General features: G+C 64.0%; 23 protein-coding genes. 14 read left to right on the forward strand and 9 right to left on the reverse strand.

Annotated features, from left to right (window positions below):
- The first annotated feature begins 32 nt into the window (after positions 1-32).
- The 5 genes from IB277_RS15050 (at position 33) to IB277_RS15070 (ending at position 5,003) form a co-directional block, all read left to right on the forward strand.
- Positions 33-413: a methylglyoxal synthase gene (locus IB277_RS15050; RefSeq protein WP_034805003.1), complete on the forward strand. Its 381-nt coding sequence runs from the start codon at positions 33-35 to the stop codon at positions 411-413.
- A gap of 112 nt (positions 414-525) precedes the next feature.
- Entirely contained in the window at positions 526-1,545 is a 1,020-nt protein-coding gene (locus IB277_RS15055; RefSeq protein ID WP_090296393.1) for a glucokinase, read from the forward strand.
- Between the two features lie 112 nt (positions 1,546-1,657).
- Positions 1,658-3,493, forward strand: a complete 1,836-nt coding sequence (locus IB277_RS15060; protein ID WP_090296128.1) for an ABC transporter ATP-binding protein — start codon at positions 1,658-1,660, stop codon at positions 3,491-3,493.
- Between the two features lie 21 nt (positions 3,494-3,514).
- Complete coding sequence (gene dapB / locus IB277_RS15065; protein ID WP_090296130.1) at positions 3,515-4,333, forward strand: 4-hydroxy-tetrahydrodipicolinate reductase; 819 nt, start codon at positions 3,515-3,517, stop codon at positions 4,331-4,333.
- 34 nt (positions 4,334-4,367) lie between these two features.
- Entirely contained in the window at positions 4,368-5,003 is a 636-nt protein-coding gene (locus tag IB277_RS15070; RefSeq protein WP_034804979.1) for a 2,3-bisphosphoglycerate-dependent phosphoglycerate mutase, read from the forward strand.
- 77 nt (positions 5,004-5,080) lie between these two features.
- On the opposite strand, the gene IB277_RS15075 is transcribed toward IB277_RS15070, so the two are convergent.
- Positions 5,081-5,968 (reverse strand): bifunctional helix-turn-helix domain-containing protein/methylated-DNA--[protein]-cysteine S-methyltransferase, encoded by an 888-nt coding sequence (locus tag IB277_RS15075; RefSeq protein WP_034804968.1) that lies wholly within the window; start codon positions 5,966-5,968, stop codon positions 5,081-5,083.
- A gap of 103 nt (positions 5,969-6,071) precedes the next feature.
- Positions 6,072-6,569 (reverse strand): DUF2244 domain-containing protein, encoded by a 498-nt coding sequence (locus IB277_RS15080; RefSeq protein ID WP_034804964.1) that lies wholly within the window; start codon positions 6,567-6,569, stop codon positions 6,072-6,074.
- Positions 6,570-6,591: 22 nt separating this feature from the next.
- Between IB277_RS15080 and nth the strand changes: the two genes are divergently transcribed.
- Positions 6,592-7,362: an endonuclease III gene (nth, locus tag IB277_RS15085; RefSeq protein WP_090296396.1), complete on the forward strand. Its 771-nt coding sequence runs from the start codon at positions 6,592-6,594 to the stop codon at positions 7,360-7,362.
- A gap of 22 nt (positions 7,363-7,384) precedes the next feature.
- Here nth and IB277_RS15090 read toward each other — a convergent pair whose 3' ends face one another.
- On the reverse strand, positions 7,385-7,978 hold the full coding sequence (locus IB277_RS15090; RefSeq protein WP_090296132.1) for a TetR/AcrR family transcriptional regulator: 594 nt from the start codon (positions 7,976-7,978) through the stop codon (positions 7,385-7,387).
- Positions 7,979-8,046: 68 nt separating this feature from the next.
- Here IB277_RS15090 and IB277_RS15095 point away from each other — a divergent pair, with 68 nt between their 5' ends.
- Both IB277_RS15095 and IB277_RS15100 read left to right on the forward strand, forming a co-directional pair.
- The gene (locus tag IB277_RS15095; protein WP_090296135.1) at positions 8,047-8,475 is read left to right on the forward strand and encodes a VOC family protein; all 429 of its coding nucleotides are present in this window, start codon (positions 8,047-8,049) and stop codon (positions 8,473-8,475) included.
- An 87-nt stretch (positions 8,476-8,562) separates the two neighbouring features.
- Complete coding sequence (locus IB277_RS15100; protein ID WP_060519440.1) at positions 8,563-9,555, forward strand: adenosine kinase; 993 nt, start codon at positions 8,563-8,565, stop codon at positions 9,553-9,555.
- 39 nt (positions 9,556-9,594) lie between these two features.
- Here the strand turns inward: IB277_RS15100 and IB277_RS15105 are convergent, their stop codons facing one another.
- Positions 9,595-10,146, reverse strand: coding sequence for an SH3 domain-containing protein (locus IB277_RS15105; RefSeq protein ID WP_034804952.1), 552 nt, complete (start codon positions 10,144-10,146; stop codon positions 9,595-9,597).
- Between the two features lie 182 nt (positions 10,147-10,328).
- Here IB277_RS15105 and IB277_RS15110 point away from each other — a divergent pair, with 182 nt between their 5' ends.
- Complete coding sequence (locus IB277_RS15110) at positions 10,329-11,333, forward strand: D-glycerate dehydrogenase (protein ID WP_034804939.1); 1,005 nt, start codon at positions 10,329-10,331, stop codon at positions 11,331-11,333.
- Positions 11,334-11,382: 49 nt separating this feature from the next.
- Here the strand turns inward: IB277_RS15110 and IB277_RS15115 are convergent, their stop codons facing one another.
- From IB277_RS15115 to recF, 3 genes are read right to left on the reverse strand one after another with little or no spacing between them, the layout of a single operon-like run.
- Positions 11,383-11,850 (reverse strand): GNAT family N-acetyltransferase, encoded by a 468-nt coding sequence (locus IB277_RS15115; RefSeq protein ID WP_110818598.1) that lies wholly within the window; start codon positions 11,848-11,850, stop codon positions 11,383-11,385.
- 10 nt (positions 11,851-11,860) lie between these two features.
- Positions 11,861-12,622 carry a molybdopterin-synthase adenylyltransferase MoeB gene (locus IB277_RS15120; protein WP_090296137.1) on the reverse strand — a complete coding sequence of 254 codons (762 nt, stop codon included), beginning with the start codon at positions 12,620-12,622 and terminating at the stop codon, positions 11,861-11,863.
- 27 nt (positions 12,623-12,649) lie between these two features.
- Positions 12,650-13,774 (reverse strand): DNA replication/repair protein RecF, encoded by a 1,125-nt coding sequence (recF, locus tag IB277_RS15125; RefSeq protein ID WP_192371311.1) that lies wholly within the window; start codon positions 13,772-13,774, stop codon positions 12,650-12,652.
- Between the two features lie 203 nt (positions 13,775-13,977).
- Between recF and IB277_RS15130 the strand changes: the two genes are divergently transcribed.
- Both IB277_RS15130 and IB277_RS15135 read left to right on the forward strand, forming a co-directional pair.
- The gene (locus tag IB277_RS15130) at positions 13,978-14,622 is read left to right on the forward strand and encodes a DUF47 domain-containing protein (protein ID WP_043622835.1); all 645 of its coding nucleotides are present in this window, start codon (positions 13,978-13,980) and stop codon (positions 14,620-14,622) included.
- On the forward strand, positions 14,622-15,626 hold the full coding sequence (locus IB277_RS15135) for an inorganic phosphate transporter (protein ID WP_034804933.1): 1,005 nt from the start codon (positions 14,622-14,624) through the stop codon (positions 15,624-15,626). The genes IB277_RS15130 and IB277_RS15135 overlap by 1 nt, the downstream gene beginning before the upstream one ends.
- A 49-nt stretch (positions 15,627-15,675) precedes the next feature.
- Here IB277_RS15135 and IB277_RS15140 read toward each other — a convergent pair whose 3' ends face one another.
- Both IB277_RS15140 and IB277_RS15145 read right to left on the reverse strand, forming a co-directional pair.
- Positions 15,676-17,064: a serine hydrolase gene (locus IB277_RS15140; protein WP_210187444.1), complete on the reverse strand. Its 1,389-nt coding sequence runs from the start codon at positions 17,062-17,064 to the stop codon at positions 15,676-15,678.
- A 140-nt stretch (positions 17,065-17,204) separates the two neighbouring features.
- Positions 17,205-18,104 (reverse strand): LysR family transcriptional regulator, encoded by a 900-nt coding sequence (locus tag IB277_RS15145; RefSeq protein WP_090296140.1) that lies wholly within the window; start codon positions 18,102-18,104, stop codon positions 17,205-17,207.
- A 133-nt stretch (positions 18,105-18,237) separates the two neighbouring features.
- Between IB277_RS15145 and IB277_RS15150 the strand changes: the two genes are divergently transcribed.
- From IB277_RS15150 to IB277_RS15160, 3 genes are all read left to right on the forward strand, one after another.
- The gene (locus IB277_RS15150; RefSeq protein ID WP_089043338.1) at positions 18,238-18,987 is read left to right on the forward strand and encodes an SDR family oxidoreductase; all 750 of its coding nucleotides are present in this window, start codon (positions 18,238-18,240) and stop codon (positions 18,985-18,987) included.
- Between the two features lie 204 nt (positions 18,988-19,191).
- A complete protein-coding gene (locus tag IB277_RS15155) occupies positions 19,192-19,827 on the forward strand; it encodes a DUF1326 domain-containing protein (protein WP_034804927.1) in 636 nt (211 codons plus the stop codon).
- 5 nt (positions 19,828-19,832) lie between these two features.
- On the forward strand, positions 19,833-20,726 hold the full coding sequence (locus IB277_RS15160; RefSeq protein WP_090296142.1) for a DUF2182 domain-containing protein: 894 nt from the start codon (positions 19,833-19,835) through the stop codon (positions 20,724-20,726).
- Positions 20,727-20,787: the final 61 nt, after the last annotated feature.

The raw sequence follows: 20,787 nt of genomic DNA on the forward strand, positions 1-20,787 counted from the left end.
AAATCGATTTAAATATTGATGCGGGGCCCGGCATGGCGGATCGGAAATGTGTTGCGCTGATCGCGCATGATCAGAAGAAGGACGATCTTGCGGACTTTGCCAAGGCGCACGAGACGGTTCTGGCTGACTGGCGGATCGTTGCCACCGGCACGACCGGCGGTCGCGTCCTCGACGTCTGCCCAAGCCTCGATATCACCCGGCTGAAAAGCGGCCCCCTCGGCGGTGATCAGCAGATCGGCGCGATGATCGCCACCGGCGAAGTGCAACTGCTGATCTTCTTCGTCGATCCGCTGACCGCCATGCCGCACGATGTCGACGTCAAGGCGCTGATGCGCCTCGCCATCGTCTACGACATTCCGATGGCGCTCAATCGTGCAACGGCCGAGCAGTTGATCGACCTGAACCCCAGATGATGCGGGCTCCCGGCGGGCAGATGCTACTGAAATCCTCCCGCACTTTTCCTCATCCCGTTCTGTCTGATAGACAGTTCAGCAACCCAAGATGACGATCAGGATGGATCTTGCGATGTCCGGTACCAGTGAACACAGCTTTCCTTTTCCGATCCTGATCGGCGACATCGGCGGCACCAATGCGCGCTTCGCCCTGCTCATCGACGCTTTTGCCGACCCGAAGCAGCTGCCGCCGATCAAGACCGGTGATTTCGAGACGATCGAGGAGGCGCTGCAGAAGAGCATTCTCGACAAGACCTCCGTGCAGCCGCGCTCGGCGATCCTGGCGGTCGCTGGTCCGATTCGGGGCGACGAAATTCCGTTGACCAACGCCGGCTGGGTGATCCGGCCGAAGGACATGCTTTCGAGCCTCGGCCTCGAAGACGTGCTCATCATCAACGACTTCGAGGCGCAGGCGCTTGCCGTCGCCGCTCCGGCGGATGAGGATCTGGTGCAGATCGGCGGCGGCAGCATTCGGCCGCTGACCTCCCGCGTCGTGCTGGGTCCGGGAACGGGCCTTGGCGTCGGCGGTCTCGTCTTTGCCCAGCACACTTGGTTCCCGGTGCCGGGCGAAGGCGGACATGTCGATATCGGTCCGCGCACTGAGCGCGACTTCCAGATCTGGCCCTTTCTCGAGCCGATCGAAGGCCGCATGGCCGGCGAGCAGATCCTCTGCGGCCGCGGCATCATGAACCTTTACCGCGCGGTCTGCGCCGCCGATGGCGTTGACCCGGTTCTGACGGACCCCGCGGAAGTAACGACGCACGCACTGGCCGACAGCGACAGGGCGGCGATCGAGACCATCTCGCTGTTCTCGACCTATCTCGGGCGGGTCGCCGGCGACATGGCGCTGATCTTCATGGCGCGTGGCGGCGTTTTTCTGGCGGGCGGCATCTCGCAGAAGATCCTGCCGGCGCTCTTGAAGTCGCCCTTCCGTGCTGCGTTCGAGGACAAGGCGCCGCACTCGGCGCTGATGCGGACGATCCCCACCTTTGCCGTCATTCACCCGATGGCGGCGCTCTCCGGTTTGGCCGCTTTTGCCCGCACGCCGAGGGATTTCGGTGTGGCAACGGAAGGACGCCGCTGGAGAAGCTGACCCCGCTGCGCGCGCAAAGACTCGCCAAAGCGATATCAAACCACTATAGAGCGCCGGGAAAGATCGGGCCGGATGCCGGCCCTCCAGGTTGGTTCCAGGGAAGACGGGCTTTTTGAGCGCCAGCAAGAAAAAACAGCACGCGGTCGACTCCGATACGATCAGCGGAATCCTCAAGCGGGTCATAGCCGAAAACGGCCGTGACCATATTGGCGGCTATGTTTTCGCAATCAGCTGCCTGGCTGTCGTCGCCGCGACGACCGGCTTTACTGCCTCGATCATGGAAACCGTGATCAACGAGGCCTTCGCGAACAAGCGGGCGGACATCGTTCTGCTCGTATGCGGCGCGATCCTTGCCGCCTTCGTGCTGCGCGGCTTTGCCACCTACGGCCAGGCCGTCGCGCTTTCGAAGATCGGCAACAACATCGTCGCGCGCTACCAGCGCCGCCTTTATGCCCATCTGATGGCGCTCAGCGTCGGCTATTTTAACGAGACCCGGTCGGCGCAGCTTGCAGCCCAGATCAGCCAGAATGTCAGCGGCATTCGCGACGTGCTCAATCTGACCGTTACCTCGATCGCGCGCGACCTGCTGACGCTGATCGGTCTGGTCGGCGTCATGTTTGCCAAGGACTGGCTGCTGTCGATCATCGTCTTTGTCGCAGCGCCTCCTTTGCTCCTGGGCCTGCGCTATGTGTCCAAGCGCTTGCGCTCGGCCACGCGCGAGGCGATCGAGGTCAACAGCCGTGTTCTCGGCGCGATGCAGGAGACCATTCAGGGCATCACTATCGTCAAGGCCTTCACCATGGAAGGCGAGCTGCGTGGCAAAGTCGAGACGATCATCGACCGGGCCGAAAACCGCGCCAACCGCATTGCGCGGCTGAGCGAGCGTACCGCGCCGATGACCGAAACCTTCGCGGGTCTGGCGATTTCGGCCGTGCTTGCCTATTCGGCTTTCCGCGCCATCTACGCCGACGTGCCGCCCGGTGCCTTCTTCGCCTTCGTCGTCGCCCTGCTCATGGCCTATGATCCGGCCCGCCGCCTGGCGCGTCTTCAGGTCTCGCTCGAACGCGCCGCCGTGAACGCCCGTATGGTCTACGAGATCCTCGACACCGTGCCGCACCAGCGCGACAAGGCCGATGCCAAGGAATTGGCGTTTACGAATGCCGCTGTCGAACTGCGTGACGTGCGCTTCCGCTATCCCAATGGCGACGAGGTGCTGAAGGGCGTCAGCTTCGTGGCCGAGGGCGGCAAGACGACCGCGCTCGTCGGCCCCTCGGGTGCCGGCAAGTCGACGGTCATCAGCCTCATTCCACGGTTCTACGATCCGGCATCCGGCCAGATCCTTATCGACGGGCAGGACATCGCCGACGTCACCAAGCAGTCGCTGCGCAAGGGCATCGCCTATGTGTCGCAGCAGCCCTATCTCTTCGAAGGCTCGATCCGCGACAACATCCGCTACGGCCGCATCGACGCGACGGATGCCGAGGTGGAGGACGCCGCACGGCTTGCCTACGCCCATGAGTTCATCCTTGCGCAGCCGCAGGGCTACGATACGCCGGTCGGCGAGAACGGCATGACGCTGTCGGGCGGTCAGCGCCAGCGCCTGTCGATCGCACGTGCGCTTGTGCGCAACGCCCCGATCCTTCTGCTCGACGAGGCTACCTCCGCGCTGGATACCGAATCGGAAGCCGCCGTGCAGAAGGCGCTCGACCACGCGATGGATGGCCGCACGGTGATCGTGATCGCGCATCGACTTTCGACCGTCGTCAACGCCGACAAGATCATCGTCATGAAGGATGGCTCCGTCGTCGAAGAAGGCACCCATGTCGATCTTGCACGGCGGCCGGACGGTCTCTACGCTCGCCTCCACAATCTCCAGGGTCAGTCTTCGGAAGAGCAGTCGCCTGAAGGCGAGGCGCCCGAAGCGCCGGCCGACGCCGAAATTCACTAGCGGACAAGAAGGAAATCACCGATGGGCGCAAACGATATGAAGCTCGTGGTGGTGGGTGCGGCCGGCCGTATGGGCCAGACGCTGATCAGGACGGTTCATGCGATGGATGGCGTTCGCCTGCATGCGGCCATCGAGCGCCCGGGTTCCCCCTTCATTGGCCGCGATGCCGGCGAACTGGCTGGCCTCGGCCCGATCGGCGTGCCGGTGACCGACCAGCCGCTCGAAGCCTTCGTCGAAGCAGAAGGCGTCCTTGATTTCACGGCGCCGGCTGGCACCGTCGAGTTTGCCGGGCTCGCCGCCCAGGCCCGCATCGTCCATGTGATCGGCACCACCGGCTGCTCGTCCGACGACGAGGCGAAGATCCGCGCTGCCGCCCGCCACGCCCGTATCGTCAAGTCGGGCAATATGAGCCTCGGCGTCAACCTGCTCGGTGTGTTGACGGAGAAGGCGGCGCGGGCGCTGGGTTCGGCCGACTGGGACATCGAAATCCTCGAAATGCACCACAAGCACAAGGTAGATGCGCCCTCGGGCACGGCCCTGCTTCTCGGCGCTGCGGCGGCGAAGGGGCGCGATATCGCCCTTGCCGACCACTCCGTACGCGTGCGTGACGGTCATACGGGTCCGCGTCCGGCTGGCACGATCGGTTTTGCGACGCTGCGCGGCGGCTCGGTCATCGGCGAACACTCGGTCATTCTTGCCGGCGAAGGCGAGCAGGTGACGCTCTCGCACAGCGCCACGGACCGTTCGATCTTCGCGCGCGGCGCCGTCACCGCTGCACTCTGGGCCCGCGGCCAGAAACCCGGCTTCTATTCGATGCTCGACGTTCTCGGGCTCAACTGACCTTTCCACTCTCAAGTCTCAAGGGGAATTCGACATGAGCGGTACTCTCGTCCTCGTCCGGCATGGCCAGAGCGACTGGAACCTGAAGAACCTGTTCACCGGCTGGCGTGATCCGGACCTGACGGAACTCGGCGTCGAGGAAGCCAAGGCCGGCGGCAAGGCGCTTGCCGACTACGGCATCAAGTTCGACATCGCGTTCACTTCGGACCTCGTTCGCGCCCAGCGCACCTGCCAGTTCGTGCTCGACGCCGTCGGCCAGTCCTCGCTCGAAACGATCCGCGACCAGGCGCTGAACGAACGCGACTACGGCGACCTGTCGGGCCTTAACAAGGATGACGCCCGCGAGAAGTGGGGCGAAGAGCAGGTGCATATCTGGCGCCGCTCCTACGACATTCCGCCTCCGGGCGGCGAGAGCCTGCGCGACACCGGCGCACGCGTCTGGCCCTATTACCTGACCGAGATCCTGCCGCGCGTGCTGTCGGGCCAGAAGGTCCTGGTCGCTGCACACGGCAACTCGCTGCGCTCGCTGGTCATGGTGCTCGATCGCCTGAGCAAGGAACAGATCCTGAAGCTCAACCTCGCGACCGGCGTGCCGATGGTCTACAAGCTCAACGCCAATTCGACCGTCGCTTCCAAGGAAGTGCTCGGCGACATGTCCGGCGCCCACTGAGCGCTGACAGACGGAGAATGAAAAAGGGGCGCTGGGCGCCCCTTTTTGCGTCTGTGATGATGCTGGGAAGCCTGTAATCAGATCGTGCCGTCGGCCGCCTTGCCGGCTTCCCAGCCGAGGATGGCGCGTTTGCGCGTCAGGCCCCAGTGATAGCCGGTGAGATCGCCGCTCTTGCCAAGGGCGCGGTGGCACGGAACCACGAACGAGATCGGGTTGCGCCCGACCGCAGCACCCACGGCGCGCGATGCCGTCGGCTGGCCGATGTTGCCGGCGATGTTCGAATAGGTGGTGGCGCAGCCGAGCGGGATCTTGAGCAGCGCCTGCCAGACCCGGATCTGGAAGTCGGAGCCGATGAGGAAGATGCGCAGCGGCTCGTCCTGCCGCCAGCGCGAAGGATCGAAGATGCGCGCGGCGTATTGGGACGTCGCCGCGCTGTCCTCGATGTAGCGGGCGTTCGGCCAGCGTTGCGCCATGTCCTCGAAGCTTGCCTGCTCGCCGCCGGCATCGTTGAAGGCAAGGCCGGCGAGGCCGCGCTCGGTGATCATCACCAGCGCCGTGCCGAAGGGTGAGGGGTGATAGCCGAAGCGGATTGTCAGCCCTTCGCCGCGCGCCTTCCATTCGCCCGGCGACATCGCCTCGTGGGTGACGAACAGGTCGTGCAGCCGGCTCGGTCCTGACAGGCCCACTTCGATGCTGGTTTCCAGCAGCGGCATGTCTTCCTGGCGCAGCAGGCGCTTGGCGTGGTCGAGCGTGACGGCCTGCAGGAAGGCCTTCGGCGAAAGCCCGGCCCAGCGGGTGAAGACCTTCTGGAGCTGCGTCGGCGACTGCTTCAGGCGCTGTGCCACGGATTCGAGCGACGGCTGGTCGCGATAGTCCTCGGTGAGCATTTCGATCACGCGGCTGACCGTATCATAGTCGGTGCCTTTCGGCGTGATATCGGTGGGTACGGATGTCGCAATGTTCATGGCTCTTCTCCTGTCTTGTCACAGGTAACCATTTGCTGGCCCCGTCAACCACCCGAAACTTGAAAACATGCGATCGGCGGGGTGCCGCCACAAGCGCCAGGCGTCAGCGGCGGCGAACGGTCGCAAGCGCGCCCGAGAGCGCCAGCGCAAAAGTCTCGCGGTCGTCGCGGTTGAGGAACGAGCCGATATCGGTTCGGCGGCCACCGCCGCTGATCGTCATCGAGACGATGCCGATCTCCTGATGCCGGGCGACATTCAAGCGCGCCCAGAACGGATTGAAACGATGTTCGCTGATCTGGCCCGAGGGCGTGAACTTGCGCACCGAAACGTCCGTCCTGCTAACGCGGACCTCTTCGCGGCTGAGCCCCGAGCGATTGTTCAGCCAGAAGGCGCCGAACAGCAGCAGGTAGTCGAGCCCGAAAAAGAACACCACCGGCCAGGCGCCGATGATGAGGAAGACGAGGCCGTGAACGAGGCTCAGGAGCCCGGCGATCAGGAAGAACATTTTGAAGCCGCGGCGCCCGAGCGAGCGATAGGGCGTGAGCTCGGCGGTGAAGACCGGAGCGTCCTCAGATGGGGTGGTGGCGTTGCCATGGATCATGACCTTTGACTATAGATGCATCATGAAAAACGTGAAGCCAAAATTGCCCGTGGGTGTTGCAAAACCGAAGGCGAGCCGCCGCGCCACGCCGCGGGTGAAGAGCCTCTATAGCCAGGACGAGCTCAAGGAGATCTTCCGTCGCTTCTCGATCCAGCGGCCGGAGCCGAAGGGCGAGCTCGAGCACGTCAATCCCTTCACGCTGGTCGTCGCCGTGGCGCTCTCGGCGCAGGCGACCGATGCCGGCGTCAACAAGGCGACGCGTGCGCTCTTTGCCATCGCCGATACGCCGGAAAAGATGCTGGCGCTCGGCGAAGAAAAAGTCCGGGACTACATCAAGACCATCGGCCTCTATCGCAACAAGGCGAAGAACGTCATCGCGCTGAGCGAAAAGCTGATCCGCGACTTCGACGGCGAGGTGCCGCGCACACGCGAAGAGCTGGTGACTCTGCCGGGCGTCGGGCGCAAGACCGCCAATGTCGTGCTCTCCATGGCCTTCGGCCAGTCGACGATCGCCGTCGACACCCACATCCTGCGCATCGCCAACAGGATCTGTCTGGCGCCGGGCAAGACCCCGGACGAGGTGGAAGACAAGCTGATAAAGATCATCCCCGACGAGTATCTTTACCACGCCCATCACTGGCTGATCTTGCACGGGCGCTACTGCTGCAAGGCGCGCAAGCCTGAGTGCGAGCGCTGCGTCATCGCCGATATCTGCAAGTCGCCGGAAAAGACCTGCGACATCCCGGCGTCGCTCGTCGAATTGCCGCCGCAGATGATCTCCGCCGCAAGCTGACGCCTGCCGTAAACGCTGAGCCTTACGTCGACACCATCCGGTCGATCAGCGTGCCGATCGTTTCCACATAGACCTCGCTCGACGCGCCATCGGCAATGTCGAGCGCCGCGCGATCGAAGGCAGCTGAAAGCAGCGAAGCCATGGCCGACAGCCTTTCGGCAGAAACGGTGGCCGGAGCCATTGCCTCGGCAATCCCTTCCTCGAGCGTTCTCTGCGCATTGGCCGCGTCGATCGCCATCATCTCCAGCTTGCCGAGGACGGCAGGCCCATCGAGCAAGAGCAGGCGGATACGCCCCGGCTCGCGCATGGCGTCGAAATAGGCGCGGGCGCCGACCTTCAGTGCCTGGCGGGCCGAAAGGTCGCCTGACGTCGCCTGCTCGATCGACGTCGCCACAGCAATTGCTTCCCGTTCCGCCACCGCGCGAAACAACGCCTTCTTGTCTTCGAAGTGGTGATAGAGCGCGCCGCGGGTCAGGCCGGCGGCCGCGACGATGTCCGGCGTCGACGTGTCGGCGTAGCCCCTGGTGACGAAGAGGCCGCGGGCGGCATCGAGGATCGCGGCGCGCGTCGTGTCGGAGCGCTCGCGATTGGAGCGTCGGGAGATTTCCTGTTGCATACATGCAGCCTGTATGTTAATTGAAGAAACATACAGATTGTATGATATTGCCGGAGCGAGGAAAAGCCATGAAATCGACGAGCTATTACCCGGTCATCATGACGGCCGACGTTGCCGCCACCGCCGCATTCTATGTCGATCACTTCCGTTTCCAGGCGCTCTTCACCAGCGACTGGTATGTGCATCTTCAATCGGTCGAGGACGAGCATGTGACGTTGGCCGTGCTCGATTACCGCCACGAGACGATCCCCGAGGAGGCGCGTGCGCCGACGCGCGGTCTGCTTTTGAACTTCGAGGTCGAGAATCCGGATGCGATCTATGCGCAGGCGCTTGCTGCCGACCTGCCGATCCTCAAAACCTTGCGCGACGAGGATTTCGGCCAGCGCCATTTCATCACTGCCGACCCGAATGGCGTGCTGATCGATATCATCAAGCCCATTCCGCCGAGCGCCGAATTCGCCGCCGCCTATGAGGAAAGCGCGCTTCCTACGGCGTGAAGCCGCCTGCACGCGTCTTTTGTCTTCCAAATGGCCGGAAAACCGGTATTAACGAACACCGGCCATCACGGAGACCGGACGAGGTTCATGACAAAATACGACGTGCTGACGATCGGCAACGCCATCGTTGATATCATCGCGCGCTGCGACGATGCTTTTCTCAATGAAAACGGCATCATAAAGGGCGCCATGAACCTCATCGATGCCGAGCGAGCCGAGTTGCTGTACTCGCGCATGGGCCCGGCGGTCGAAGCCTCCGGCGGCAGCGCCGGCAATACGGCTGCGGGCGTTGCCAGCCTCGGCGGCCGCGCTGCCTATTTCGGCAAGACCGCAAGCGACCAGCTCGGCGAGATCTTCGCCCACGACATCCGTGCCCAGGGCGTCTATTTCCAAACGAAGCCGCTCGAAACCGTGCCGCCGACGGCGCGCTCGATGATCTTCGTCACCGAGGACGGCGAACGGTCGATGAATACCTATCTCGGCGCCTGCGTCGAGCTTGGCCCCGAGGACGTCGAAGCCGACGTCGTCGCTGAGGCCAAGGTCACCTATTTCGAAGGTTATCTCTGGGATCCGCCGCGCGCCAAGGATGCTATCCGCGAAACCGCACGGATCGCCCACGCGAATGGCCGCGAGACCGCGATCACGCTGTCGGACAGCTTCTGCGTTCACCGCTATCGCGACGAGTTCCTGGAACTCATGCGCTCCGGCACGGTCGACATCGTCTTTGCCAACAAGCAGGAGGCGCTGGCGCTCTACGAGACCGAGGATTTCGATCTGGCGCTGGAGAAGCTCTCGAAGGATTGCAAGCTTGCGGCGGTAACGCTCAGCGAAGAGGGTTCGGTTGTCGTGCGCGGCGACGAACGCGTTCGGGTCAGCGCAACGCCGATCGCCCAGGTTGTCGATACGACCGGCGCCGGCGACCTCTATGCCGCCGGCTTCCTTCACGGCTACACGACCGGGCGCTCGCTCGAAGACTGCAGCAAGCTCGGCAATCTCGCGGCCGGCATCGTCATCGGCCAGATCGGGCCGCGGCCGATGGTCTCGCTGGAAACGGCCGCCAAACAGGCTGGTCTCGCCTGATCCGACCGAATTGATTTTTGGTTAAAGACGGGCGCGGCCTTACTTGAAGGCCTCGCCCGGATAGGCGCCCCAGATTTCGCCTTGGGCGATCCAGCCTTCGACGCCTTGCGCTTCGGCATGGCACCAGTCGCCATTGCACTCGCCGACTTTCACGATGACACCGGGCTCCATGCGGGCGACGATCGGGGAATTGCCCTGCGCGTCGCGGCGCATGTTGACGAAGACGCCTTCGCCCTTGCCGCGCATCCAGGGGGCTGCAACGGCTGTGCGGTCGCCGGAAAGCAGCGCCTGGTTCACCCAGCCTTCGGTGCCGTCGGCGTCGCGGATGCGGCGCCAGTTGTCGTATTCCTGAATGATCTCGACCGGCACGCCCGGCTTCATGTAGCGGAAGGCGACCGCGTAATCGACGCTCGGGCCGATCCGCAGATTGACGCTCTTGGACTTCAGGCTGACGAAGCGCGGCAGCGGCAGCCCGCTGGCGCCCTTGGCGGCCTGAGCGTAAGCCGCTGACGTCATGATCGCGGCGCCAAGGCAGGCGGCGATCAACGAGAGCGAGAATCTGGAAATGACGTGACGCATGACGAAGCCCATTTTCCGTGGCACTAGCTTTTGCAGGCGCAGTTCACTTGAGGCCCATGGGTCGGGCGGAAATCGCGGGGACGACGACGCGAGTTTTGTTTGTCTTCCCGGTGGGGTCTGGTAGAAATTGCGGCTACAGGGAGAAAGTATCGCCCAACTTGGTTAAGGACCCGTCAACAAGGCCCGTCGCAGCAATGACAAGCAAGAAGAAGCCCACGGTCTACATCACCCGCAAACTGCCTGACATTGTCGAGACGCGCATGCGCGAGCTCTTCGATGCGGAGCTGAACATCGACGACACGCCGCGCAGCCAGCCGGAACTCGTTGCCGCGGTGAAACGCGCCGACGTGCTGGTGCCGACGGTGACCGATCGCATCGATGCGGCGCTGATCGAGCAGGCCGGCCCGCAGCTGAAGCTGATCGCAAGCTTTTCCAACGGCGTCGACAACATCGATGTCGATGCTGCGGCCCGCAAAGGTATCACCGTGACCAACACGCCGAACGTGTTGACCGAAGACACCGCGGACATGGCGATGGCGCTGATCCTCGCCGTGCCGCGCCGGCTTGCCGAAGGTGCGCAGATCCTGACCGATCGCAAAGGCGAATGGGCTGGCTGGTCGCCGACCTGGATGCTCGGCCGGCGCATTGCCGGCAAGCGCATCGGCATCGTCGGCATGGGCCGGATCGGCACCGCTGTCGCCCGCCGCGCCAAGGCCTTCGGCCTTTCGATCCACTACCACAACCGCCACCGGGTGAAGGCGGAAACCGAAGAGATGCTGGAGGCGACCTATTGGGACAGCCTCGACCAGATGCTTGCCCGCGTCGATATCGTCTCGGTCAACTGCCCGTCGACGCCGGCGACCTACCACCTGCTCTCGGCACGGAGATTGGCGCTGATGCGACCGGACAGCTACATCGTCAACACCGCCCGCGGCGGCATCATCGACGAGACGGCGCTGATCAAGTCGCTGCGCGAAGGCAAGATCGCTGGCGCCGGCCTCGACGTCTTCGAGAACGAACCGGCCGTCAATCCGAAGCTGATCAAGCTTGCCGGTGAGGGCAAGGTCGTGCTTCTGCCGCATATGAGCTCGGCGACGCTTGAGGGCCGCATCGACATGGGCGAGAAGGTGGTGATCAACATCCGCACCTTCTTCGATGGCCACCGACCACCGGACCGCGTGCTTCCGGGCCGCGACTGAACGCGAAAGCGCCGTGCGGCCGTCCATCCGGTTCGCTCAAGCCCGGAAGCTAAAGTGTCTTGCGCATCTCGATCGCCGTCGGCCGGGTAAAACCGGGATGGCACATCGAGCCGCTCTGGACGAAGCCCCAGGCGGCAAAGGCGCGGTGATTGTCGATGAGTTCGATGCGGGTGAGGAGCCTCAGCGCCGGCAGCTTCAGCGCACGCGCCGTCGCCTCCGCTTCGGCGAGCAGCAGCCGACCGATACCCTTTCCTTGCGTCTCAGGCGCGACGGCAAGCTTGCCGATATAGAGGCAATCGTCCTCCGGTTTGCAGAAGATGCAGCCGACGAGCCTTTCGCCGTCGCGGACGCCGAAGGCGATCTCGTCAACGATCTTCTGCCGGAGCAACTCGATGTTCAACGCATGCGCCGACGACGGCGGGTCGATCCGCCCGTCCATGTAGGAGAAGGCGCCAAGGATCAGCGCCAGCAGTTCCTCGTAGCGGTCGAATGCTTCGTCGATGCGAAAGATCTGCACCATGGTCGGCCTATGCTCTGCGGCGATAGCGGATGGTGTTGAACTGTGCCGTCAGCGCGTCATACATCAGCAGCCGTCCGACCAGCGGTTCGCCGAAGCCGGCGATCACCTTGATTGCCTCCATCGCCTGCAAGGTGCCGATGACGCCAGTCAGCGCGCCGACGATGCCGGCCTCCGCGCAGGAGGGCACGACACCGGCCGGCGGCGGCTCGGGAAAGAGATCGCGATAGGAGGGGTTCGGCCGTCCATCGGCGCCGGCGCTGTAGGGCATCAGCACCGTCAGCGATCCGTCGAAGCGGCCGACGGCGCCGGTCACCAGCGGAATGCCGACCGCTGCCGCCGTATCGGCGGCGAGATAGCGCGTATCGAAATTGTCCGAGCCGTCGATCACCAGGTCATATTGCCGGAAAAGCGCCTCGGCATTGTCGGGGTTGAGCCTGAGCCTGTGTTCGTCGACGCCGACATGCGGGTTGAGGGCGGTGATCGCCTCGGCGGCCCGCTCGACCTTGGCGCGGTCGATGTCTTCAGTGCGGTGGATGATCTGCCGCTGCAGGTTGGAAAGCGCGACCGCATCGTCGTCGACGATGCCGATCCGGCCGATGCCGGCGGCGGCAAGATAGACGAGCACTGGAGCGCCGAGCCCGCCGGCCCCGATCACCAGCACACGGGCCGCCTTCAGCCTTTGTTGCCCGGCACCCCCGATCTCCGGCAGCACGATATGGCGGGCGTAGCGGGTGATCTCCGATTGGTCGAGCTTGTCCTCACCGGTCATGGCAAAATCCTCCTCGGTGACCTCTGCTTATCCCGTAACACTGCCGTGCGAAACCGTCAGAAAGCGGCCGCGTTCGCCCAGCGCCTTGAACATCGCTTGGTCCGTCCCGGTCATGAAGGCCTGGCCGCCAAGGCCGTCGACGAGATCGAACAGAGCGGCGCGCCGGTTGACGTCGAGATGGGCGGCGATCTCGTCGAGCAGCAGGATCGGCGCGTGGCCGGTCATGTCGCCGACGAGGCGCACATGCGCCAGCACCAGGCCGACGAGCAGCGCCTTCTGCTCCCCGGTCGAGCAGCGTGCTGCCTCCATGTCCTTCTCGCGGTGACGCACGAGCAGGTCGCTCCGGTGCGGCCCGTCGAGCGTGCGTCCCGCCGCGGCGTCGCGCGGACGCCCATCACGCAGCATCGTCAGATATTCTTCTTCCAGATCATAGGCCGGACGATGGCCCTCGTCGTCGAGAAAGCCCGACAACGCCAGGCGTGCCGACGGAAAGACGTTTTCGTCGACAGTGCGCTCGACGAGCGCCGTCAACAGACCGAGCATTTCCTGCCGTGCCAGCGCCATCGAGACGCCGAGACCTGCCATTTCGCGCTCGATCGCCGTCAGCCAGGCCGGGTCCGGGCGAAATTCGCCGAGCAGCCGGTTGCGGCTGCGCATCGCCCGGTCGAATTCGCTGGCGCGCCGGCCATGCTCCGGATCGAGCGAAAGCACCAGCCGGTCGAGAAACCGTCTCCGGTCGGCCGAAGGCCCGGTAAAGAGCCCGTCCATCGATGGCGTCAACCAGAGAACGCGCAGGTGATCGGTCAGTTCGTCGACGGTCGCTGCCGGTGTTCCATTCAGCCGCAGCCGCCGGGATTGCCCTTCCGTGACGCCGGCAGTCCCGGTGCCGATCTCGACGGTTCCCTCCATGCCCTCGACTTCCGCAAAGACCGAGAACCCGTCGCCGGCACCGACCCGGGTCACGTCCGCATAGGCTGCGCGCCTGAGGCCGCGGCCGGGCGAAAGGAAAGAGACGGCTTCCATGAGGTTGGTCTTGCCGGCGCCGTTCTCCCCCGTCAGCACCACATGGCGCTGATCGAGCTCAAGCGAGAGGGCCGCATAGTTGCGGAACTCCGTAAGCTTCAGGCGGTTGAGAAAGACCTTGTTTGGCATCGGCAGTCCGGATTCGACGTTGGGCGCAGCTAGGACGAAAGCGCCTGCCAAGGCAAGGCGAAATGGGACGCGTCGCCATATCGTGCAAGATAGGCCGATATCGACAGGGGAAAGGCGACAAACCCCTTTGATTCGGTGCTTTTCATAAAGGACCTAGTGAAATATGACAGCCGCATGACAATCCACAGATGGATATACGTGTGATGCTGGCCTGGTTCCGCAAACTTCTTCCCCGCGAGGATCGCTTCTTCGACCTCTTCGCAAAACATTCGCGCACCGTCGTCGGTGCTGCCGATGCGCTCGACAAGGTTCTCGCTGGCGGCGACGATCTGGAAAAACACTGCGACCGGATCGTCGCGCTCGAGGATGAGGCGGACCACATCACCGCCGAGGTGCTGCTGGCCGTGCGCCGGTCCTTTATCACGCCCTTCGACCGCGGCGACATCAAGGATCTGATCCAGTCGATGGATGATGCCATCGACATGATGCACAAGACCGTCAAGACGATCCGCCTTTACGAGCAGAAGAGCTTCGATCCCGGCATGCGCGAAATGGGCACCACGGTCGTCAAGGCCGCGCACCTGATCGCCGAGGCCATTCCGCTGCTCGATAGGATCGGCGCCAATCACGACCGCCTGATCGCGATCGCCGAAGAGGTCACCCGCATCGAGGGCCGTTCCGACGAACTGCACGAACAGGGCCTCAAGGACCTGTTCCGCCGCCACGGCGCCAGCAACCCGATGGCCTACATCATCGGCAGCGAGATCTATGGCGAGCTCGAAAAGGTCGTCGACCGCTTCGAGGACGTCGCCAATGAAATCAGCGGCATCGTGATCGAGAACGTCTGATGGATGCGACGCTCGCCTTTCCGTTGCTCGTCGGGCTGATCGGCATCGCGCTGTTCTTCGACTTCCTGAACGGTCTGCACGACGCAGCCAACTCGATCGCGACGATCGTCTCGACACGGGTGCTCCGGCCGCAATATGCCGTCATGTGGGCGGCCTTCTTCAACTTCATCGCCTTCCTGTTCTTCGGCCTGCACGTGGCCGAGACGCTGGGCAAGGGCATCATCGATCCCGGCATCGTCACGCCGCTGGTGATCTTCTCGGCGCTGATCGGCGCGATCGTCTGGAACATCGTCACCTGGCTCTTCGGCATCCCGTCGAGTTCGTCGCACGCGCTGATCGGCGGCCTCGTCGGCGCCGGTCTTGCGAGCACCGGTTTCAGTTCGATCGTCTGGACCGGCCTTTTGAAGACCGTGGGCGCCATCTTCATGTCGCCGGCGATCGGCTTTTTCCTGGCGCTCATGCTGGTGCTGATCGTTTCGTGGATCTTCGTGCGCCAGACGCCCTTTGCCGTCGACCGCACCTTCCGCGTCATGCAGTTCGTCTCGGCCTCGCTCTATTCGCTCGGCCATGGCGGCAACGACGCGCAGAAGACCATGGGCATCATCGCGGTGCTGCTCTACTCGCAAGGCTATCTCGGCTCGGAGTTCTATGTGCCGTTCTGGGTGGTGATCACCTGCCAGGCGGCGATCGCGCTCGGCACGCTGTTCGGCGGTTGGCGCATCGTCCACACCATGGGCTCGAAGATTACCAGGCTCAATCCGATGCAGGGCTTCTGCGCCGAGACCGGCGGAGCGATCACGCTCTTTGCCGCCACCTGGCTCGGCATCCCGGTCTCGACGACGCACACCATCACCGGAGCGATCATCGGCGTTGGTGCTGCGCGTCGCGTTTCGGCCGTGCGCTGGGGGCTTGCCGGCAATATCGTCATTGCCTGGTTCATCACCATGCCCGCCGCAGCGGCGATTTCGGCGCTCGCCTACTTCACCATCGATCTGCTGTTCTGATCGATCTGGAAATCGTCTCCCGCCCTCATAAGCAGGCGGGAGGCGCCCGTCATTTCGAGACCCGAGGCGCAGGGCTGCTCTGCCCACCCTGGTGCAAGGTCAGGCTTTCGGCACGGTCGCCTTTGAGCGTGAAGCTGATCTGGGCATCGATGAGCTTCGTAAAGAAGCGGTGCTCGGCCTCCGGAAGGATTTCGAGCCGGTCCTGCCCGGTCGCCTGGGCAAACAGACTATCGCCATCCCGAAAGATCGTGAGTTCGAAGTCGGGCGCCAGCCTGTAGGTGCCGACATAGGCATCATAGCGCGCCGGGTCGATCACTATGGCCGTGCGCTTGACGATCGGCGGCGCAAGCGGCGCGTTGCGATTGAGCAGATGGCGGCCGATGTCGTCGACGCCGACGTCGGTCGACGCATTCGACAGGGCGACCACGCCGACACCCGTCGACGGACGGTAGCCGACGAAGGATCTATAGCCGCCGGTTCCCCCATTGTGCCAGATGAACTGCTCGTCGCCCTTGCCCGAGACGACCCAGCCGAGCGCCTGCTGGTCGCCATCGCCGTTGCCGAGCGGTTGTCGGGTCGACAGCAGCGTGCTGAAGGCGGGAGCGAGCGGCGATGCCGTCTTTCCCATGGCCGCCTCAAGGAAAAGCAGGAGATCGTCCACGGTCGAGCGCAGGGCGCCTGCACCCTGCAGCGCGTCGAGATCCCAATCGCTCACCGGCTCCATGGCCGCATCGTGGCCCGTTGCCCGGCGTTCGGCCCAGTCGGGCTGCTGCGTGATCGCCGTGTCCTTCATGCCGAGGGGAACGGCGATACGGCTGACGACGAGGTCTTCATAGGAGACCCCGGCCTTCAAGGCGATCGCGTGGCCGAGAAGCCCGGCGCCGAGATTGGAGTATTCATGCCCGACGCCGGGGCGGCGCTGCGGCTTGTGACTGGAGAGGAAAGCATAGAGCTTCGCCGCGTCGTAGCCGGCATAGGGATTGCTCATGTCGGCCGGCACCAGATTGCTGGGCAATCGCGGCAGGCCGGACATGTGCGTTGCGAGGTCGCCGAGCGTGATCGGCGTCTGCTTGTCCTCGGGCATGATCACGCTCTCGGGAAGAAGCGTGGCGACGGGTGTGCCAAGGCTGAGTGCGCCTTTCTCCATCGCGTCGGCCAGCAGCAGCGCGGTAAAGACCTTGGTGACCGAGCCGATCTCGAACACGGTCTGCCCGTCGACGGGGCGCGGGTCGCCTTTGGCCGGATGGCCGTGGGCGATGATGCGCCGGCCATTGGCATCGATGATACCGACGACGATGCCGATCGACTGCTGTTGCTTGTCGATCCGGTCGGCCAGGATCTCCCGAATTTCTGCGTCGGTGGGAGCGGGAAGCGGACTTGCGTGAGCGTTGGTGCCAAGCGCCATGAGGACGATCCAGTTCAGAAAGCGGTTCCGCATGAAGGATAGGAATCCAATTTTCGGTTGTCAGGGGATGCGCTGATGATGCCAGCCGGTTTCGGTCAAGCCTTGGTCAAGACTTGATCGGCGATCGGCGCGATACCGTCACCCGCAACGATTGTGCCGGGATTGCGGAGCCGTCACGGATCCCAATAGGGCGGATCGCCGAAGGCTTCCTTCAGGTGCTGGGCGATGGCTCTGAGCTTGGTGGAGGCGCGCCGGCCCTCCGGATGCGCCATGTAGATGAACTCCGGCTCCGGGCTGAGCCCAACGTCGATCTCGTTCAGTTGCCCCTCGCGCACGGCCGGACCGGCGATGAAGGCGGGCAACAGCGCGATGCCGAGCCCGGCGACGGCGGCATCGTGCAGCATGTCGCCATTGTTCATGCCAAGCGCCAGGCGCGCCCGTACGACTGTCGCACCGCCAGGACCTTCGAAACGCCAGTCGGCAGCACCCCGGTTGGTGTAGAAGATGCCGCGATGGCCCTCGAGTTCGGCGAGCGACGCGGGCGTGCCGTGCCGGTCGAGATAGTCGGGCGCGGCGACCAGCAGGCGCCGGCTTCTCGCAAGTTTCCACACGACCAGCCGTGAGTCGGCGATCGCGCCATGGCGCACGATCGCGTCGTAGCCCTCGGAGGCGGCATCGACCCGTCGGTCGTCGACGTCAAGCGTCAGCTCGATCTCCGGGTGTTGGGCCAAGAACGGATAGAGCGCCGGACCGAGATGCCTTCGGCCGAAGCTGACGGGGGCCGCGATCCGAAGCGGTCCCGTCAGCAGCCCGCGGCGTTCGGCAAGATCGCTGGCGGCCGCCTGCACTTCGCTGACAATCCGGATGGCGCGCTCGCGAAACGCGATGCCATCCTCGGTGAGCGTCAGCTTGCGTGTGGTGCGGTGGAGAAGCGTGGCGTTGAGCCCGCGCTCCAGTTCTGCCACTCTTTCGCTGACGACGGATTTCGACAGCCGTAGGCGACGTGCCGCCTCGCTGATCGAGCCGGCTTCGGCCACGGCGACAAAGGCAGCTATTCCTTCGATCTTCATCATCGTTCGGCTTTTCCGAATTCGAGTTCCACAATTGGGAGACTAATCCGAACGACAGTTTTCCGCCATATCTGTGGGCATCGAAGGACGGCCAATCGAACCGGCCTCCTTCTCAACCCAGCAAGAGGATTTCATCATGTCACGTTTGGAGAACAAGACGGCACTCATCACCGGCGGCACCAGCGGCATCGGTCTCGAAACCGCCCGCCAGTTCATTGCCGAAGGCGCACGCGTTGCCGTCACCGGCACCAATCCGAAGAACATCGCCGAAGCCCGATCCGTCCTTGGCGAGGCTGCGCTCATCATCGAGGCCGATGCCGGCAATGTCGCCGGCCAGGCGGCCGTTGCCGAAAAGATCCGTGCCGCCTTCGGCACGCTCGACATCCTGTTCATCAATGCCGGCATCGCCAAGCTGCAGCCGATCGAAGAGTGGGACGAGGCGAGCTTCGACCGGTCGATCGCCATCAACGTCAAGGGCCCGTACTTCCTGATCCAGGCACTGCTGCCCGTGTTCTCCAAGCGCGCCTCGGTCGTGCTCAACACCTCGATCAACGCCCATATCGGCATGCCGACCTCCAGCGTCTATGCGTTGACCAAGGCGGGCCTGCTGTCGCTGGCCCGCACGCTCTCCGGCGAACTCGTCGGCCGCGGCATCCGGGTCAATGCCGTCAGCCCCGGCCCAATCCGCACGCCGCTCCATGACGGCCACGCCCCGACGCCCGAACAAAACAAGCAAGTGGTTGATGCGATCGCCGCGCAGATCCCGCTTGGCCGTTTCGGCGATGCGAGCGAGATCGCCAAGGCCGTGGTCTTCCTCGCTTCGGACGAAGCCACTTTTACCGTCGGTGCCGAACTGATCGTCGATGGCGGCATGGCGACGCTCTAGGACGGACACCGATAAAGAGCTCGAAACCTGATCATCCAAGCGCCGCGGGTCCGACCGACCCGCGGCGCTGTCGTGTTCCCGCCTTTGCCCATCGCCTGCCGTTGGCATCGGCGGCGGAGAAGAGTATATTTTTCTATTCTAATAAAAGGCATCTGTTTGCGGGGAACCGCGAGACGAACACCGATCAGATCTCAGGAGGAGACGATGACGAGTGTCAGATGGATGATGAAGGGGCGTGAGTTCATTCATTGCAATTGCGCCTATGGCTGCCCCTGCCAGTTCAACGCTCTGCCGACCCAAGGCCATTGCAGCGCTGTCGGCGCCTTCGAGATCGAGGAAGGCTATCACGGCGACACGCGGCTCGATGGGCTTCGCGGCGGCCTGATCGCCGCCTGGCCGGGCGCGATCCATGAGGGCAGGGGGCAGGTGGTGCCGATCGTCGACAGCCGCGCATCGGACGAACAGCGCGGCGCGCTGCTGCGCATTATGAGTGGCGAGGATACCGAACCCGGCGCGACCTTCTTCCAGGTCTTCGCAACCACCTTCGAAACCATGCACGATCCGGTCTTTGCCGAGATCGATTTCGAGGTTGATGTTGGCGCCCGAACGGCGCGGCTGAACGTGCCGGGCTGGATCGCCGCACGCGGCGAGCCGATCCTCAATCCCGTGACCGGCGCCGCCCATCAGGCGCGCATCAATCTCCCCCATGGCTTCGAATACGACATTTGCGAAGTCGGGCGCGGATGGGCCGATACGAAAGGGCCGCTGACTTTGGCGCTTGCGGATTCGCATGCCCATTTCGCCCGGATGCATTTGACCGAAAGCGGCGTGATCCACTGACGCCGATGGGAGACACGGCGCTCGAAACCCTGCTTAGACGTGACCGCGTCATCGTCGTGGCGGCGCTGGTCACCCTGACGGCGATCAGCTGGCTCTACATCCTGTGGCTGGCGTCGGCCATGGACATGGCTGTTCCCCCGGCTCCTTCAGCCAGCATGGATATGGGCTCCGGCATGGACATGGATATGCCCATGGACATGCCGGCGGACAAGCCCATGACCATGGGGGCACAGCAGGGCGCCATGGCATCGATGGCGGGCGCGGTTGCCGCTCCCTGGTCCGCCACGACCTTCGCCTATGCCCTCGTCATGTGGGCCGTAATGATGGTCGGCATGATGGTGCCGTCGGCGACGCCGATGATCCTGCTCTATGCCCGTGTCGGCCGCAAGGCCGCCCAACAGGGCAAGCCCTTTGCCGCCACCGGTTTCTTTGCCGCCGGCTATCTGTCGGCCTGGATCCTGTTCGCGCTCGTCGCTGTTCTCGGGCAATGGCTGCTCGATCGCGCCCTGTTGCTCACGCCGGCGCTTGCAAGCGCCAGTGCGGTCCTCAGCGGCATCGTGCTGATTGCTGTCGGCCTGTTCCAGTTCACGCCGCTCAAGGATCGCTGTCTCAGTCAATGCCAGGCGCCGCTGCTTTTCATCCAGTCCCACGGCGGCTTTCGTCGGGAAGCGGGCGGCGCCTTCGGCCTCGGTGTGCGGCACGGGCTCTATTGCGTCGGCTGCTGCTGGGCGCTGATGGCGCTGCTGTTCGTCGGCGGGGTGATGAACGTGCTGTTGATCGCCGCGATCGCCATCTTCGTTCTGGCGGAGAAGGTCGTGCCCGGCGGCGGGATCCTGTCCCGCATCGCCGGGGTAGCGCTCGTTTTGGCCGGGCTGTGGCAGCTCATGGCCCTGCTCTGAAATAGAAGCGCCGCGCAACCGTTTCCGGCGCGCGGCGCTGTAGAAGTCGTCGGGCTTGAAG

Origin of the sequence: Ensifer sp. ENS07, from assembly GCF_014852185.1 — a bacterium.
In the GTDB taxonomy this organism is placed as follows: domain Bacteria; phylum Pseudomonadota; class Alphaproteobacteria; order Rhizobiales; family Rhizobiaceae; genus Ensifer; species Ensifer adhaerens.